This is a genomic window from Pandoraea apista (assembly GCF_001465595.2).
Classification (GTDB): domain Bacteria; phylum Pseudomonadota; class Gammaproteobacteria; order Burkholderiales; family Burkholderiaceae; genus Pandoraea; species Pandoraea apista.
In genome coordinates, this window is record NZ_CP013481.2 from 755472 (window position 1) to 770961 (window position 15490).

A 15490-nucleotide genomic window follows, 5' to 3' on the forward strand; every position below is an offset into this window, starting at 1 on the left:
GCAAAGCACTTGCCGCGAACTCGTCGCGCGAAGACTGCCGCCTCATGGCGTCGCACGGTGATGCCCGAGCCGCACAAAGCCACAGTCACGCGGTGCCGGCAAGGCCGCTCAGATCGAGCGCCACAGCGCGATCACGAGCAGCGTGCAGAATGCGGCGACGAGATCGTCCAGCATGATGCCGAGGCCGCCCTTGACCGTTCGATCGAAATAACGGATGGGAGGCGGTTTGACGGCATCGAAAAAGCGGAAAAGAACGAACGCCACCAGTTGCCCGCCGAAGCTTGCCGGGGTAATGAACAGCAGCACGATCCAAAACGCGACGATCTCATCCCAGACGACCGCACTCGGGTCCTGCGTGCCGAGTTTGTGCGCCGTATAACTGCAAATCCAGACCCCGCCAACGAGGGAGGCGGCGATCAATACGCCCCAGCCGCTCACCGTCAGATACAGATTGAGCACCAGATACGACGCCCACCCGAAAAGCGTTCCCACCGTGCCCGGTGCGAATGACGACAGGCCTGTGCCGAAACCTAGCGAAAACAGGTGCGCAGGGTGCGACAGCAGGAAACGCGAAGTCGGCCGGCGCGGGCCACTGCCCGGGTTGACGGTGGCCGTTTGATCAGTGCTCATTGGAAATGGTCGAAACTTTTGAAATCGGCAACGACGGCCGCGCCGGTATTGTCATGGAGTTGCAGCATCGTTTGGCGCGCGTCGGGAACCGCTATTGTACCGATACGCGTGACGCGTATCCCGAGTTCGTCGCCGATCGCCGCGATTCGATGCCGTTGCGCGCTGTCGGCACAGAAACACAGTTGATAGTCGTCTCCGCCCGCAAGCGTACATCGTCGTTGAACCGCAGGCGTTTGCGAGGAAAGCAGCGCGGATCGGGGTAGCGCATCGACATTGACCTGCGCACTCACGTTCGAACGCTCCAGAATGTGGCCGAGGTCGCCGAGCAATCCATCCGATATGTCGAGCGCTGCGCGTGCGACGCCTCGAAGCGCCAGACCGAGCGATATCTGAGGCTCCGGCCAGTCCATCGCGTGGCGCGCGAGCGCGAGATCGTCGGCTTGCAGCGACCATTCGCCGCGCAACGCCCCGAGCGCCAGGCGGGCATCGCCAAGGGTGCCGGAGACCCAGATGTCGTCGCCCGGTTGCGCCGCGCTGCGCCGCAGTGCCTGGGTGTCGGGCACGCTGCCGAATATCGTCACACAAAGATTGCGCGGACCGCGCGTGGTGTCGCCGCCAATTAGCGGGCACCCGTAGCGGTCGGCTAACGCGCTGAGACCTTGCGCGAAGGGGGCGAGCCAGGCGGGATCGCTATCGGGCAGGGCGAGGGCCAACGTGAAACCCATGGGCCGTGCGCCCATCGCCGCCAGATCCGAGAGATTGACCGCGAGCGTCTTGTGGCCGAGCGCGCACGGATCGACGTCAGGGAAGAAATGACGGCCTTCAACGAGCATGTCGGTTGAAATTGCGATTTGCTCGCCGGCCGGCGGGCGCAGCAACGCGCAATCGTCACCGATGCCGAGCGTCACGTGCTCGCTCTGGCGCGTGGCATGGGCAAAGAAACGGTCGATCAGCGAGAACTCGGACAGCGGCGAAGTCGACGGGATGGTCGGGGTCATGAGCACGGTTGCCAACCTGGGCGGGTGCCTCGCGCTGCTGCGCGATTGCAGGACAACGTCAGGCGTCAGGCGGTAGGCAATGGGTCAATACGTCAGGGTAAAGAGCTGCGTAAATGCACAGCGCGAACCCCTATTCTAAGAGGCCGTCCCCGCTTTCCCAAGCAAACAAATGGCGCGCGTCGTGAAATCGGTTCATCTCTCATCTCGCTCTCGGATAACACCTGGGCCGATTTTCATCCGTTTTCCGAAAATGCAGGCGATGGTGCAATGCAGCGTTGAATTTGCACGAGTTTCTGGTCACTATCGAGAGAGAAATGCGGTAACGCCGGTGTGGCCCTTATCCGTTTTTTGCATAAATGGCGTGAATAAATAGGGCTACAATTCGCAGTGAAATTTTGATTCATTCTGTTCGTCCAAGAGCCTTTCCTCATGCCCACGCCGATCGATCCGAAACTGCGCGAAGCTGCGCTCGAGTATCACGAATTCCCCACCCCCGGCAAAATCGCCATCGCGCCGACCAAGCAGTTGCTCAACCAACGCGATCTCGCGCTGGCATACTCGCCGGGCGTTGCGGCCGCGTGTGAGGAAATCGTCATCGATCCGCTCAATGCGTCGCGCTACACGGCGCGTGGCAATCTGGTCGGTGTGATTTCGAACGGTACCGCCGTGCTCGGTCTGGGCGATATTGGCCCGCTGGCATCGAAACCGGTGATGGAAGGCAAGGGCGTGCTGTTCAAGAAGTTCGCCAATATCGACGTGTTCGATATCGAGATCGACGAGAAGGACCCCGAGAAGCTCGTCGAGATCATCGCGGCGCTGGAACCGACCTTCGGTGCGATCAACCTTGAGGACATCAAGGCGCCCGAGTGCTTCATCGTGGAGCGCAAGTTGCGCGAACGCATGAAGATTCCGGTCTTCCACGACGATCAGCATGGCACCGCGATTGTGGTCGCCGCAGCACTGATTAACGGCCTGAAGGTCGTTGGCAAGGATCTGAAGTCGGTAAAGCTGGTCACGTCTGGCGCGGGCGCTGCCGCACTGGCTTGTCTGGACCTGCTGGTCGATATGGGGTTGCCCATCGAGAATGTCTGGGTGACGGACCTGGCAGGTGTGGTGTATGAGGGCCGTACCGAACTGATGGACCCGGAGAAGATCCGTTTCTCCCAAAAGACCGATGCACGCAGCCTGGCAGAAGTGATCGGCGGTGCAGACGTGTTCCTCGGCTTGTCGGCCGCCGGCGTGCTCAAGCCGGAAATGGTCAAGACGATGGCGGACAAGCCGCTGATCTTCGCGTTGGCCAACCCGAACCCGGAAATCACACCGGAGCTGGCGAAGGAAGTGCGCCCGGATTGCGTGATGGCCACGGGGCGCACCGATTATCCGAATCAAGTCAACAACGTACTGTGCTTCCCGTTCATCTTCCGTGGCGCCATCGACGTGGGCGCAACCACGATCACGCGCTCGATGGAAATTGCCGCTGTGAACGCACTGGCGGAATTGGCGCGTCAGGAGCAGAGCGATATCGTCGCGTCGGCTTACGGTATCAAGAACCTGTCGTTCGGTCCGGAGTATCTGATTCCGAAGCCGTTCGATCCGCGTTTGCTGGTGAAGGTCGCCACAGCCGTGGCCGAAGCGGCAATGGCCGCGGGTGTCGCCACGCGGCCGCTCGCGGATGTGGACGCCTACTCGCAATCGTTGCAGCAGTTCGTGTATCACAGCGGTGGTTTGATGAAGCCGCTCTTCTCCGTGGCGCGCAGCGTGCCTGCCGACAAGAAGCGCATTGCGTTCGCCGAGGGGGAAGAAGAGCGCGTGCTGCGTGCTGTGCAGGTGCTGGTAGACGAGCGTGTGGCCACGCCTGTTCTCGTTGGGCGCCCGGCGGTGATCGAACACCGTATCGAGCAATATGGACTGCGCCTGACACCGGGTGTCGATTTCACCGTCGTCAACCCTGAGCATGACGAGCGCTATCGCGATTACTGGGAGACATATCACCAGTTGACCAATCGCAAGGGCGTGACGGCATCGTATGCCCGTGTCGAAATGCGCCGCCGTACAACGCTGATTGCTGCCATGCTGGTGCGCAAGGGCGAGGCCGACGGCCTGATTTGCGGCACGGTCTCGACTCCGGGCCGTCATCTGCACTTCATCGATCGCGTGATCGGCAAGCGTGCGGGGGGGCATGTCTACGCCGCGATGAATGCGCTGATTCTGCCGAATCGTCAGATTTTCCTGGTCGATACGCATATCAATCAGGACCCGAGCGCCGAAGAACTCGCGGAGATCACTCTGATGGCGGCCGACGAGATTCGCCGTTTCGGCATTCAGCCGAAGGTGGCGTTGCTCTCGCACTCGAACTTCGGCACGAGCGATGCGAATTGCGCCCGCAAGATGCGCGAAACATTGGCGATTTTGCAGGAACGTGCGCCCGAACTGGAAGTCGACGGCGAAATGCACGGCGATTGCGCGCTCGACCCGGAACTGCGTGCGCGAATCATGCCGGAATCGACGTTGACCGGTGCCGCCAACCTGCTCGTCATGCCTAACATCGACGCCGCCAACATTGCCTACAACCTGCTCAAGACGGCTGCGGGCAACAACGTTGCGATCGGCCCGATTCTGCTGGGCGCCGCGAAACCGGTACACATCCTGACCGAATCGGCCACGGTACGCCGCATCATCAACATGGCCGCGCTGGTGGTGGCCGATGCGGCAGCGCAGCAAGAGTTGCGCTGATCTGACGCTTGGGCGAGGCGGTTCGCCGCTTTTCGCGACACGTTAACGACAAAACGCCGCACCCGTTCGGGGCGGCGTTTTGTCGTTTTAGCGACGCATTGTACCCATCGTATGTCGCCATGTGGGTACTTACTGTCGTTGAAACCTATGTATTTTCATGGATTTGTTGACTGGTTTGGTTGCAAAATGTAAGCCGACATTGATTCTCGTGAGCAATAGCGATAACCTTACGGCTTCACCCACCAGAACGAGTCCGCAGCGCAAAACGGCGCCGGGCGACAGGCTAGCTATGACAATGGCACGTTGGCTTCATCGGGGCATCGTGGCGCTGACAGCGGCTGGTAGTGTTTTTCTGGCGGGCAATACCGTGGCGCGCGAAACCGCGCCATACGTCACGGATCAAACGGCAACGGTGTCCGTTGCCGAGTTGCCTCGCGAAGCGCAGCGCACGCTGACGCTGATTGCCCAGGGCGGGCCGTTCCCTTATGCCAAGGATGGCATTGTGTTCGGGAACTACGAAAAGCGCCTGCCCAAAAAGCCGCGCGGCTATTACCATGAATATACGGTGCCGACTCCCGGTGCCCGCAATAGGGGTGCCAGGCGCATCATCTGCGGCGGCGACCAACGTACAGTGGATCCGTGTTACTACACCCAAGATCACTACAACAGCTTTAGACGCATAAGGGAATGACAGCAGTATGAGTGAGCCGGTTTTCGCACAGGAACGCGGGAAAGATCTTATGGCAGATCCATTCGGTGCGGGCGAGGGCAACTTGTTCAAGCAGGTGCTGGGCCTGCATGCTGTCGCGCGAGCCGGCCGCCGCCATACCTTATCGGAAGAGGGAGATATGAGTCTTTTCAAGACCGTCAGGCCGAATATCGTGCAGTCGATCCGCGCATTCCGCGTGCCGGAGCTGGCCGCAGAGGCCGAGCGACTCGGGCAGCACTTCCTTTACGCCAATTGTTCAATGGCGCAGAGCAAGGCCGAGGTGCTGGAGACGATTGCCACGTCGTTCCTGTTCCCCAAGCATTTCGGGAAGAACTACGACGCGTTGCATGACTGCCTCACCGACCTCGTGAGCCACTCGGGTCCGCAACCGGGATTCGTGGTGGTGCTGGAGGGGCTGCCGGTGGTGACAAAGTTCGACAAGGACGGCCGGGAGACCCTGCTTGACGTGTTCCGCGATGCTGCTGAGTTCTGGTCGGAACGTCGTGTGAGTTTCCGCGTTTTCTACTCATTTGCCTGATCGTTAGCGAAGTGACCTGCAATGAATTTCCGCGAAATCACCGTGTGACGTCGTCAAATGAGCGCTCGATGTGATTCGATGCCGAGTCGGTCATCTCGGAGACAAGAAAAAGGTCCGCATCGCGGACCTTTTTCGTTTTTGGCAGGGCATTGACGGCGCGTCGCCTTACGCCCAGCGCACCTCAGCCAGCATGACCGCCGAGGAATTTCTGCGCAAGACTTGCCAGATCCAACTGGCCCTGCGGCAGGTCGCCGTTCGGTGTGAGGTGATTGACCACCTCCGGCAGAAGCGAGGACAACTGCTGCGCGGCTTCCTCCTGACTGACGCCCGCACTATCGGCCAACTGTTGCAGATGGCCGCCCGGTCCCAGTGCCTGCGCGACCTGATCGGCCGAAACAGGCTGATTGCCGCCGGTGCCGACCCAGGAACGCACGGCGTCGCCGAGGCCCCCATTTTCCAGCATTTGTGTCAGGCCGCCCAGGCCGCCAAGCGCACCCACTAAATCGCCGGGCGAGGTCGCCGGTACACCTGCTCCCGTCGGCTGCGAGGCCTGTGCACCGCCAAGCAAGCCTCCCAAAAGACCGCCGAGACCGCCGCCACCGCTGGCCGCGGCACCACCTCCCAGCATCCCGCCAAGGGCGCCGCCGAGCGAGCCGAGCAGGTCGCCGCCGCCCTGACCGCCTTGCGCCTGAGTGTTTCCGGAACGGCTGGCAATCATCGCCAGCAGGCCCATCAGCAGCAACATCTTGGTATTGCCGCCGCCACTGGTGCCACCGGCCTGGTTGCCGGACACGCCACCGAGAATGGAATCGAGGATACCCATGAGGAATTACTCCTTAGGCTTGAGAAGCCGTTGTTCGAGTCATCTTTGCTTACCAACCGCCCCAGCGTGCGGCCAGAGCAGCGAGTACCGCAATGCCCGCTGTTTCCGTCCGCAAGATACGTTCGCCTAAGCGGATTGCCGTGAAACCGGCCTCCCGCGCCAGCGTTTCTTCCTGAGGTGCCAGCCCGCCTTCCGGGCCGAAGAGCAACACGCCTGGCTCAGGCGGCGCTTCGCGAGGCAGCGAATCGAAACCGCTGTCTGCTCTAGGTGACAATAGCACACGCCATCCGTAGTTCGTCACCGTATCCTGTTCACGCAGCCACGGGAGGATCGGACGGATTGGCAGGATGCGTGGCACGCGGTTTCTTCCGCTCTGCTCGCAGGCGGCTTGCGCCAGGGCTTGCCAGTGCGCCACCCGTTTCGCGGCGCGCTCTGCGTCGAGCCGGATGACCGAGCGTTCGGTGGCGAGCGGCTGAATGTCTGTCACGCCGAGTTCGATGGCTTTTTCGATCAGCCAGTCCATTTTGTCGCCGCCCGCAATGCCCTGCGCCAGCGTGACGCGATAGGGAGTCTCTGCCTCGCGAGCATCGTGCTCGCCGAGTTGTGCAGTGGCGTGGCGCTTTTCCAGCGTGGCCAGCACGGCGGGATACTCTCCGCCTTCGCCGTTGAAAAGCGTAAGCGCGTCGCCCGTCTTCAGGCGCAATACCTGAACGTGACGAACCACGGTGTCGGGGAGGTCGAGCAGTGCGCCGGCGTGCAATGGCGCATCGATGAAAAAGCGAGGCATACGAGCGAAGGGAGACGAAAGGTGCGAGGCGCGGCGTTGGGAGGAGAAGCATACCCCAATGCCGCCGGACCGCGGACTTACCCGCGCGATGCGACAGGCCGGGCGAAGCCCCACCGATAGCCGTCCAGATCTTCCAACTGGCAGAAGCGATCCCCCCAAAACTGATCGCTGGGCGGCATCAACCCTTTCGCACCGGCGGCGATAGCGCGAGCGTACAGCGCATCGACGTCTTCCGTGTACACGTAAAAGCTCTGCGGCGCTTCCACGCCCGAGGTACGCGGCGTGCGCGCCGTACTGGCAAACGCGCCTTCGGGGGCGAACATCAGAATCAACTGCCCCTGATAGAACATCTCGACGTGCATGACAGCGCCGTCGTCGTCCACCATATCGTGCACCGTGAAGCCGAACGCATGCGCGTAGAACGTCGCGGCCGCTTTGGCGTCACGCACGGTCAGGTAGGGCGTCAACCACGGCACATGGGGTGGGCGAGGGTCGGACATGACTGTGCTCCGGTAAGTCCGTCGGCGGGCGGCGCCGACGGTCGTGACTAGCCCTCAATATACAAGGAACGCAAGTCCGCTTCACCCGCAGTGCGTCATCCGGTTGCGTAGCGATTGGGCGCATTGCCAAGCACGGCCGCAAGCTCCGGCGGGATGTCGAACAGCGCGGCATGCCGGCTGGGCGAATAGTGGCGCAAGTGTCGCAGCGAGTCGGGCAGCGAGGCTGGCACGTTTGTGCGCACGTCCAGCGAATCGCTGGCAAAAGCCAGCGCCCACTGCGTGCCGTACAGAGGGACGTACGTTGTCAAAGGCTGAACCAAAGCGAATACCGAGCGCAGGGCATCGAGCATGCACCGTACCTGAGCGGCCTCGAACCAGGGGGCTCCCAGTTGCAGGGCGATGCCACCTCGTGGCGAGAGTATCGCGCGGACTTTGGCGAAGAACGCCCTATCGTGTAATGGTGCGGCCTCACCATCGGCTTCCGTCAGATCGAAAATCACCACGTCGAATCGATTGCCGTTGTGGAGCGTGGCATCTACGAAATCCCGGGCATCGCCAACGACAAGCGTGGTGCGCGGATCGTCGAATGCACCGTCGGCCAGTGCCGGCATGTGTTGCAGGATGGTCGCGGGGACCTGCGCATCCAGTTCGGCGACGACCACCTCGCGCACGCTCGCATGGCGTAACGCCTCGCGTGCCGAGCCGCCGTCGCCACCGCCGAGTATCAGCACGCGCTCGGCATCGCCGTGCGCCAGCATCAGTGGGTGAACCATGCACTCGTGGCAAATATGGGCGTCGGCGAGCGAGGCCATGAAGCGGCCATCGAGCCGATACGCGCGATTGGCCTGATTTGCCCACCCCAGCGGGCCGAAAGTCGGCAAGTCCACGATTTCGATGTGCTGGTGGGGCGACGACGTGGCAAATACGGTGCGTCCGGCGAACGTATAGCTCGCCCAAGGCCCGAGGGGCGCGGTGTAAGACGACGGCACAACGCCGGATTCGTGGGTGGGGACATCACGTTTGGCTGGCATTGTCAGGGTAACTTCCTCTAATTTGGGGCGATCGTGTCACTTTTTTGCATGATTCCACGTTCTCGCCGGTTGGGGAAGTTCGCCACGAACGACCCGGGCAAGTGTCGTATCTGCTAAAATCTTGGTCTTTTCCTGCATTTGAATTTCGCGCGGCAGCTCGCGGCAACGGGGCACGCCCGCTCTTCCGGCTGGTCACCATGACGAACTCCTCTACTGCTACGGCTGCACTGATGGCCTCTGCCATTCGCGTCCTCTCCATGGATGCGGTCCAACAGGCCAACTCCGGTCACCCTGGCGCGCCGATGGGCATGGCCGATATCGCGGTCGCTCTCTGGGGCCGTCATCTCAAACACAATCCCGTCAACCCGCACTGGGCTGATCGCGACCGCTTCGTGCTGTCGAACGGCCACGGTTCGATGCTCATCTATTCGTTGCTGCATCTGACGGGTTACGACCTGCCGATCGAAGAGCTGAAGCATTTCCGCCAGCTTCACAGCAAGACGCCGGGTCACCCCGAGGTGGGGATCACCCCGGGCGTCGAGACGACCACCGGGCCGCTGGGGCAGGGCATTACCAATGCCGTGGGCTTCGCCCTCGCCGAAGCGTTGCTCGCCAAGGAGTTCAATCGCCCGGGCAACGATATCGTCGATCACTACACTTACGCATTCCTCGGCGATGGTTGTCTGATGGAGGGCATCTCGCACGAAGCCTGCTCGCTTGCGGGCACGCTGCGTCTGAACAAGCTCATCGCGCTCTACGACGATAACGGCATCTCGATCGATGGCGACGTCGAATACTGGTTTGCCGACGACACGCCCAAGCGCTTCGAAGCGTATGGCTGGAACGTGATTCGTGGCATCGACGGTCACGATGCCGACGCCGTCGACGCGGCCATCGCCAAAGCCAAGACCTCGGATCGCCCGACACTGATCTGCTGCAAGACGCTGATCGGCAAGGGCGCGCCGAACAAGCAGGGCGGCCACGACGTACACGGCGCGCCGCTGGGCGCCGACGAAATCGCCGCCACGCGTGCAGCGCTGGGTTGGACTCTGCCGCCGTTCGAAGTGCCGGCCGAGGTCTACGCTGCATGGGACGCCAAGGCAGCGGGTCAGCGAGCCGAAGCCGCGTGGAACGAGCGCTTTGCGGCGTACCGCAGCCAGTTCCCGGCAGAGGCTGCCGAGTTCGAGCGTCGCATGAAGGGCGAACTGCCGGGCGACTTCAAGTCGGCCGCGGCGGCATTCATCGCGAAGACCAACGAGAAGGCTGAGACGGTTGCCACGCGCAAGGCGTCGCAACTGGCGATCGAGGGCCTGGCTGCCGTGCTGCCGGAATTCCTGGGCGGTTCTGCCGACCTGACGGGCTCGAACCTGACGAACTGGAAGGCCAGCAAGGCGGTGCGTGCAAACGCCGAAGGCGTGCAGTTCGGTAATCACATCAACTATGGTGTGCGTGAGTTCGGCATGAGCGCCATCATGAACGGCATTGCACTGCACGGTGGTTACATCCCGTTCGGCGGCACGTTCCTGACGTTCTCCGACTACAGCCGCAATGCGCTGCGTATGGCGGCGCTCATGAAGCTGCGTTCGATCTTCGTGTTCACGCACGACTCGATTGGTCTGGGCGAAGATGGCCCGACGCACCAATCCATCGAACACGTCTCGAGCCTGCGCCTGATTCCGCAGATGGACGTGTGGCGTCCGTGCGATACGACGGAAACGGCTGTCGCGTGGGTGGCGGCGGTGGAGCGTCACGATGGCCCGTCGAGCCTCGTGCTCAGCCGTCAGAATCTGCCGTTCGTCTCGCGTGACGACGCGCAGATCGCCAATATCCGTCGTGGCGGCTACGTGCTGCGCGACGTGGCGAATCCGCAGATCGTGCTGATTGCCACCGGCTCGGAAATGGATCTGGCCCTCAAGGGCGCCGAAGCGCTGGCAGCCGAGGGGATTGCCGCGCGTGTCGTGTCCATGCCGTCGACGAATGTGTTCGATCGTCAGGACAAGGCCTATCGCGAGAGCGTGCTGCCGCGCGGCGTGCCGCGTGTGGCGGTCGAGGCCGGTGTGACGGCGTTCTGGCATAAGTACGTCGGCCTGGAAGGCGGCGTCGTCGGCATCGATACCTTCGGCGAGTCGGCCCCGGCCGGCGTGCTGTTCAAACACTTCGGCTTCACCGTCGACCACGTGGTCGCGACGGTCAAGTCCGTGCTTGGCTGATTTCGTTAGACCCTACGGAGATACCCCCATGACCATTCGCGTCGCTATCAACGGCTACGGCCGTATCGGCCGCAACGTACTGCGTGCCCACTATGAAGGTGGTAAGAAGCATGACATCGAAATCGTTGCGATCAACGATCTCGGCAATGCACAGACCAACGCTCACCTGACGCAATACGACACGGCCCACGGCAAGTTCCCGGGCACGGTGTCGGTCGACGGCGATTTCATGGTCGTCAACGGCGACAAGATCCGCGTGCTGGCCAATCGCAACCCGGCCGAACTGCCGTGGGGCGAGCTGGGTGTGGACGTCGTGCTCGAGTGCACGGGCTTCTTCACCACGAAGGAAAAGGCGAGTGCCCACCTGAAGGGCGGCGCAAAGAAGGTCATCATCTCGGCCCCGGGTGGCAAAGATGTTGACGCCACCATCGTGTTCGGCGTGAACGAAGGCGTGCTCAAGGCGACCGATACGGTCATCTCGAACGCATCGTGCACCACGAACTGCCTGGCACCGCTGGTTCAACCGCTGCATGAGAAGATCGGTCTGGAAACGGGCTTGATGACGACGGTTCACGCCTACACCAACGATCAGGTGCTGACGGACGTTTATCACGAAGATCTGCGTCGTGCGCGCTCGGCCACGATGAGCATGATTCCGACCAAGACGGGGGCGGCTTCGGCTGTCGGTCTGGTGCTGCCGGAACTCAACGGCAAGCTCGACGGCTACGCCATCCGCGTTCCGACGATCAACGTGTCGATCGTCGACCTGTCGTTCATCGCCAAGCGCGACACGACGGTTGACGAAGTCAACGCGATCCTGAAGGAAGCGGCTGAAGGCAAGCTGAAGGCTATCGCGACGTACAACACGGCACCGCTGGTGTCGGTCGACTTCAACCACAATCCTGCCTCGTCGAACTTCGACGGCACGTTGACCAAGGTGTCGGGTCGTCTGGTGAAGGTCAGCTCGTGGTACGACAACGAGTGGGGCTTCTCGAACCGCATGCTCGACACGACTGTCGCGCTGATGTCGGCGAAGTAAGCGCTTCGTTGCGCGTTGTAAAAAAAGCCGCTGTCGTGAGACAGCGGCTTTTTTATCGCTAGCGACAGGTTCGTGGCCGATCCGGTGCAAAGATTCCGGTGCTAATTACGCGCTACGGACACGAGCCTTACGACACAATCCGATGACGATGCCTGCGATGGCGCCCAGCACCAGGCCGCCGAGCCCAAAGTACAACTTGCGTGGGAAGACGGCGTTTTCGTTGACCTGAATAGCGCTGACAATGCGAGTGTTGTAGGACTGATCCGGGGCAAGCAACTGCGAGACACGATAGCGGCTATCGTTCAGTGTGGCACGCTCTGTGCGACTACTTTGCAATGCGCTAAGTGCTATTACCGAGTCGGTATTCTTCGACTTGGCCAGTGCTACGCTCAATTGCTCTTGCGCTTTGGCATTCGCTTCGATGGCCGCATCAATGATGCTGAGCTGCTGCTTCGGGAGCATGCGAGCGCGCTCAAGAATCGCAGCGTGCTCGACCTCGATCCGGTGTGAGGCCGCGTTCTGAACCTGTTCCGCTTGCTCGGGTGATGTTCCGCGTGCAGTGATTTCAACGTAGGCGGTGCCTTGAAGCGTTCGCGCCTTTAAGGATTTCCACGCCACTGAACCGTGCAGTGCCGCTTCGTTGTCCTTCAACTGAGGGACAACTTCAGCAGCGACTTTATCGCGAAACGCGCTCAACTGAATGCGTCCGACCGTCTGCTGGAGCGATTCTATCAATGGGCCGTCGGGGCCTGCCACAGGTGATCCTGCTGCCCGTCCGACTTGCAGTGTCACGGTGCCTTCCCACTGTTTCTGAATGGCAAATGTGCTTCCAATGCCAATGGCAGCACCGACCACGGCGAGCCCAGCAATTACCTTCAGGTTGTTGCGGACAAAACTGAGCATATCCGCCAGAGAAATCTCGTCTGTGTCACTCTGTGTCATGTCGTCGGGTAGTTCTTCGCGATTCATATGAAAAGTTCGGGGGGAAAGCTCTGATATGGCGACGCGCCCACGCAAATTGGGCCTCACCGCACCTTGCGGTGGGATATTGTACGACGCGGAGTAACGTGAGGTTTAACGGGGCGCGGGGATGCGAGGAAAATCCCGGAATGCCTTCACGGGAAGGCACTCCGTCATACTAATTTTTAGTTTTTTTGACGGTGCGGGCATGGATTCTTCGTGCAACTTCCGTACATCGCGAGCGAGTGCTCCTGAAGCGCGAAGCCGCGTTCCTCTGCGATGAGCTTCTGGCGGCGCTCGATTTCGCCGTCGAAAAACTCTTCGACACGGCCGCAGTCAAGGCACACCAGGTGGTCATGGTGATGGCCCGCATTCAGTTCAAAAACGGCCTTGCCGGATTCGAAGTTGCTGCGCGACAATAGTCCGGCTTGCTCGAATTGCGTCAGCACACGGTAAACCGTGGCCAGGCCGATATCCAGATTTTCGTTGAGCAGGTGACGATAGACGTCTTCTGCGGTCAAATGGCGCACCTCGCTATTCTGGAAAATTTCCAGAATCTTGAGGCGCGGAAGCGTGGCTTTCAGTCCGATATTTTTCAAATCGGCGGGATTCGGCATCGCTCTACGTCCCTAGAGTACAATACAGCCCCAATAATAATGCCTTTTTGCCTTGCCCGGGTGCAAACCGGGGCAAACGGGACGGTAAGTGCCGTCAACGAGGGCGATGTGGCGGCGCGCCCGGCGTGCCGGAGTCATGTTCGATTTTTTTGAAAGCGAGTCAGATTTGCGTCGTTATCTCTCCCTTCCGTTCTCCGTCTGTGCTGCGGCGGCATTCCTGGTCCTGGCCGGCTGCTCGACGTACGATAGCGTGACCGACAAAGTGATCGGCGTGGTCACGCCGTATCGAATCAACATCGTTCAAGGCAATTTCGTCTCGAAAGAGGCCTACGATCAGCTCAAACCCGGTATGACGCGCGATCAGGTGCGCCAATTGCTCGGCACGCCGCTGCTGACGGACATATTCCACGCCGACCGTTGGGACTACGTCTTCTATTTCAAGCGCGGTAACGCGTCGGTGGTGCAAGAGCGCCATCTGAAGGTGTACTTCAGCGGCGATACGTTGGCGCGTTGGGAAGGCGGTGAAAACCTGCCGACCGAGTACCAACTGGTTCAGGAAATCGACGGCCAGAAGGGCAAGACCGTGAAGACCGAAGCGCCTGCGCCGTCGACAGCCAGCGCTGCCGCCGCCGAGGCTGCTGCGCCGTCGCCCGATGCTGCCGCCGTAGCACCGACTGCAGCGCCTGCCGCAACGGACGTTGCGACGACCGTGCCGGCTGCCCCTGCAACACAAGCTTCGCCCGCAGCGGACAGCAGCGCATCGGGTAGCACGGGCGCGTCTGGCGGCACGGGGCTCGTACCGTCGCCGCGAGTGACCTCCGGTGGTCTTTTCTCGACGCCCAAGTAAGCCGTTGAAAGCATAAAGAATTACGATGATGAAAATTGCGATTGCCGGTGCCTCCGGCCGTATGGGCCGGATGCTGATCGAAACCGTTCTGGCTGCCGATGACGCCGAACTGGTCGGAGCTCTCGATCGCGAAGGCAGCCCGGCGCTGGGGCACGATGCCGGTGCGTTTCTCGGCCGCGAGACCGGAGTGAAAATCACCGCCGATCTCGACGCCGCGCTCGCCAATGCCGAATATCTGATCGACTTCACGCGTCCCGAAGGCACGTTAGCGCATCTTGCCGTTGCTGAAAAGCACGGTGTCAAGATGATCGTCGGCACGACAGGCTTTTCCGAAGAGGACAAGGCGCGTCTGACTGCCGGTGCGCAGCGCGTGGCCGTGGTATTCGCGCCGAACATGAGCGTTGGCGTGAATGCCACGTTCAAGCTGCTCGAAGTCGCCGCCAAGATCCTGAATACCGGTTACGACATCGAGATCATCGAGGCCCACCATCGTCACAAGGTCGATGCCCCGTCCGGCACGGCGTTGCGCATGGGTGAGGTGGTGGCCGAAGCGTTGGGCCGCGATCTGAAGGAGTGCGCTATCTACGGTCGCGAGGGCGTGACCGGCGAACGCGATCCGTCGACCATCGGTTTCGCCACCGTGCGCGGTGGCGATATCGTCGGCGATCACACGGTGCTGTTTGCCGGCATCGGTGAACGTATCGAAATCACGCACAAGTCGTCGAGCCGCCTGTCGTACGCACAAGGCTCGCTGCGTGCTGCCCGCTTCCTCGCGCAGCACAAGACCGGACTGTTCGACATGCAGGACGTACTGGGCCTACGCTGATCCAGCCTTGGCTTCTGGCCGGGGGCCCGGCGGCGTATGCATCCCATGCGTCGCTGGCTCCCGAAGCCATCGAAAGGGTCGGATTCCACCGCAGATTGCTTGACGCATCTGCGGATGCCGGAGTCAAAGTGACCCGAAGGCCGCCTCCCCTCGCTGCCGTCGCGTCGAATCCGCTCACGGCGGCGTTATAATCATCGTTTTCCCCGGATCTGCCCTGAAAGTCCTGCGTGCTGCGCTATCGG

Annotated in this window: 15 protein-coding genes; 7 read left to right on the plus strand and 8 right to left on the minus strand. The window is 61.3% G+C overall.

What is annotated here, in order from left to right; translation table 11 throughout:
- Nucleotides 1-108 precede the first annotated feature (108 nt).
- Nucleotides 109-630, minus strand: a complete 522-nt coding sequence (locus AT395_RS03500) for a phosphatidylglycerophosphatase A family protein (protein WP_042113106.1) — start codon at nucleotides 628-630, stop codon at nucleotides 109-111.
- Complete coding sequence (gene thiL / locus AT395_RS03505) at nucleotides 627-1628, minus strand: thiamine-phosphate kinase (protein WP_048628037.1); 1002 nt, start codon at nucleotides 1626-1628, stop codon at nucleotides 627-629. The genes AT395_RS03500 and thiL overlap by 4 nt, the downstream gene beginning before the upstream one ends.
- Nucleotides 1629-2057: 429 nt before the next feature.
- Between thiL and AT395_RS03510 the strand changes: the two genes are divergently transcribed.
- The 3 genes from AT395_RS03510 to AT395_RS03520 all read left to right on the plus strand — a co-directional run bounded on the left by AT395_RS03510 (nucleotide 2058) and on the right by AT395_RS03520 (nucleotide 5608).
- Nucleotides 2058-4361 carry an NADP-dependent malic enzyme gene (locus AT395_RS03510; RefSeq protein ID WP_042113104.1) on the plus strand — a complete coding sequence of 768 codons (2304 nt, stop codon included), beginning with the start codon at nucleotides 2058-2060 and terminating at the stop codon, nucleotides 4359-4361.
- Between the two features lie 295 nt (nucleotides 4362-4656).
- Complete coding sequence (locus AT395_RS03515) at nucleotides 4657-5052, plus strand: guanyl-specific ribonuclease (RefSeq protein WP_048628036.1); 396 nt, start codon at nucleotides 4657-4659, stop codon at nucleotides 5050-5052.
- A gap of 7 nt (nucleotides 5053-5059) precedes the next feature.
- A complete protein-coding gene (locus AT395_RS03520) occupies nucleotides 5060-5608 on the plus strand; it encodes a barstar family protein (RefSeq protein ID WP_042113101.1) in 549 nt (182 codons plus the stop codon).
- A 181-nt stretch (nucleotides 5609-5789) separates the two neighbouring features.
- On the opposite strand, the gene AT395_RS03525 is transcribed toward AT395_RS03520, so the two are convergent.
- The 4 genes from AT395_RS03525 to AT395_RS03540 all read right to left on the minus strand — a co-directional run bounded on the left by AT395_RS03525 (nucleotide 5790) and on the right by AT395_RS03540 (nucleotide 8749).
- Nucleotides 5790-6431 (minus strand): YidB family protein, encoded by a 642-nt coding sequence (locus tag AT395_RS03525; protein ID WP_048628035.1) that lies wholly within the window; start codon nucleotides 6429-6431, stop codon nucleotides 5790-5792.
- A gap of 49 nt (nucleotides 6432-6480) precedes the next feature.
- On the minus strand, nucleotides 6481-7218 hold the full coding sequence (locus tag AT395_RS03530) for a 16S rRNA (uracil(1498)-N(3))-methyltransferase (protein WP_042113098.1): 738 nt from the start codon (nucleotides 7216-7218) through the stop codon (nucleotides 6481-6483).
- Between the two features lie 77 nt (nucleotides 7219-7295).
- The gene (locus tag AT395_RS03535; protein WP_042113097.1) at nucleotides 7296-7718 is read right to left on the minus strand and encodes a VOC family protein; all 423 of its coding nucleotides are present in this window, start codon (nucleotides 7716-7718) and stop codon (nucleotides 7296-7298) included.
- A 95-nt stretch (nucleotides 7719-7813) separates the two neighbouring features.
- On the minus strand, nucleotides 7814-8749 hold the full coding sequence (locus AT395_RS03540; protein WP_082164665.1) for a spermine/spermidine synthase domain-containing protein: 936 nt from the start codon (nucleotides 8747-8749) through the stop codon (nucleotides 7814-7816).
- A gap of 197 nt (nucleotides 8750-8946) precedes the next feature.
- On the opposite strand from AT395_RS03540, the gene tkt reads away from it, so the two are divergent.
- Both tkt and gap read left to right on the plus strand, forming a co-directional pair.
- Nucleotides 8947-10959 (plus strand): transketolase, encoded by a 2013-nt coding sequence (gene tkt / locus AT395_RS03545; RefSeq protein WP_048628033.1) that lies wholly within the window; start codon nucleotides 8947-8949, stop codon nucleotides 10957-10959.
- Nucleotides 10960-10987: 28 nt separating this feature from the next.
- Nucleotides 10988-11998 carry a type I glyceraldehyde-3-phosphate dehydrogenase gene (gene gap / locus AT395_RS03550; RefSeq protein WP_039375710.1) on the plus strand — a complete coding sequence of 337 codons (1011 nt, stop codon included), beginning with the start codon at nucleotides 10988-10990 and terminating at the stop codon, nucleotides 11996-11998.
- A gap of 105 nt (nucleotides 11999-12103) precedes the next feature.
- Here gap and AT395_RS03555 read toward each other — a convergent pair whose 3' ends face one another.
- Together AT395_RS03555 and fur are read right to left on the minus strand one after the other, a co-directional pair.
- On the minus strand, nucleotides 12104-12967 hold the full coding sequence (locus tag AT395_RS03555; RefSeq protein ID WP_048628032.1) for a Wzz/FepE/Etk N-terminal domain-containing protein: 864 nt from the start codon (nucleotides 12965-12967) through the stop codon (nucleotides 12104-12106).
- A 176-nt stretch (nucleotides 12968-13143) separates the two neighbouring features.
- Nucleotides 13144-13575: a ferric iron uptake transcriptional regulator gene (gene fur / locus AT395_RS03560; protein ID WP_042113094.1), complete on the minus strand. Its 432-nt coding sequence runs from the start codon at nucleotides 13573-13575 to the stop codon at nucleotides 13144-13146.
- A gap of 136 nt (nucleotides 13576-13711) precedes the next feature.
- Between fur and AT395_RS03565 the strand changes: the two genes are divergently transcribed.
- Nucleotides 13712-14422 carry an outer membrane protein assembly factor BamE gene (locus tag AT395_RS03565; protein ID WP_224787491.1) on the plus strand — a complete coding sequence of 237 codons (711 nt, stop codon included), beginning with the start codon at nucleotides 13712-13714 and terminating at the stop codon, nucleotides 14420-14422.
- A 28-nt stretch (nucleotides 14423-14450) separates the two neighbouring features.
- On the plus strand, nucleotides 14451-15248 hold the full coding sequence (gene dapB / locus AT395_RS03570) for a 4-hydroxy-tetrahydrodipicolinate reductase (protein ID WP_042117439.1): 798 nt from the start codon (nucleotides 14451-14453) through the stop codon (nucleotides 15246-15248).
- The last annotated feature ends 242 nt before the right edge of the window (nucleotides 15249-15490 follow it).

What these genes read in the sequence shown, in the direction of transcription:
- AT395_RS03565 (WP_224787491.1), top strand. Translation starts at nt 13,712, where the DNA reads ATGTTCGATTTTTTTGAAAGCGAGTCAGATTTGCGTCGTTATCTCTCC.
- tkt (WP_048628033.1), top strand. Translation starts at nt 8,947, where the DNA reads ATGACGAACTCCTCTACTGCTACGGCTGCACTGATGGCCTCTGCCATT.
- AT395_RS03500 (WP_042113106.1), bottom strand. Translation starts at nt 630, where the DNA reads ATGAGCACTGATCAAACGGCCACCGTCAACCCGGGCAGTGGCCCGCGC.
- gap (WP_039375710.1), top strand. Translation starts at nt 10,988, where the DNA reads ATGACCATTCGCGTCGCTATCAACGGCTACGGCCGTATCGGCCGCAAC.
- AT395_RS03540 (WP_082164665.1), bottom strand. Translation starts at nt 8,749, where the DNA reads ATGCCAGCCAAACGTGATGTCCCCACCCACGAATCCGGCGTTGTGCCG.
- AT395_RS03555 (WP_048628032.1), bottom strand. Translation starts at nt 12,967, where the DNA reads ATGAATCGCGAAGAACTACCCGACGACATGACACAGAGTGACACAGAC.
- AT395_RS03525 (WP_048628035.1), bottom strand. Translation starts at nt 6,431, where the DNA reads ATGGGTATCCTCGATTCCATTCTCGGTGGCGTGTCCGGCAACCAGGCC.
- AT395_RS03530 (WP_042113098.1), bottom strand. Translation starts at nt 7,218, where the DNA reads ATGCCTCGCTTTTTCATCGATGCGCCATTGCACGCCGGCGCACTGCTC.
- dapB (WP_042117439.1), top strand. Translation starts at nt 14,451, where the DNA reads ATGAAAATTGCGATTGCCGGTGCCTCCGGCCGTATGGGCCGGATGCTG.
- AT395_RS03535 (WP_042113097.1), bottom strand. Translation starts at nt 7,718, where the DNA reads ATGTCCGACCCTCGCCCACCCCATGTGCCGTGGTTGACGCCCTACCTG.
- fur (WP_042113094.1), bottom strand. Translation starts at nt 13,575, where the DNA reads ATGCCGAATCCCGCCGATTTGAAAAATATCGGACTGAAAGCCACGCTT.
- AT395_RS03510 (WP_042113104.1), top strand. Translation starts at nt 2,058, where the DNA reads ATGCCCACGCCGATCGATCCGAAACTGCGCGAAGCTGCGCTCGAGTAT.
- AT395_RS03520 (WP_042113101.1), top strand. Translation starts at nt 5,060, where the DNA reads ATGAGTGAGCCGGTTTTCGCACAGGAACGCGGGAAAGATCTTATGGCA.
- thiL (WP_048628037.1), bottom strand. Translation starts at nt 1,628, where the DNA reads ATGACCCCGACCATCCCGTCGACTTCGCCGCTGTCCGAGTTCTCGCTG.
- AT395_RS03515 (WP_048628036.1), top strand. Translation starts at nt 4,657, where the DNA reads ATGGCACGTTGGCTTCATCGGGGCATCGTGGCGCTGACAGCGGCTGGT.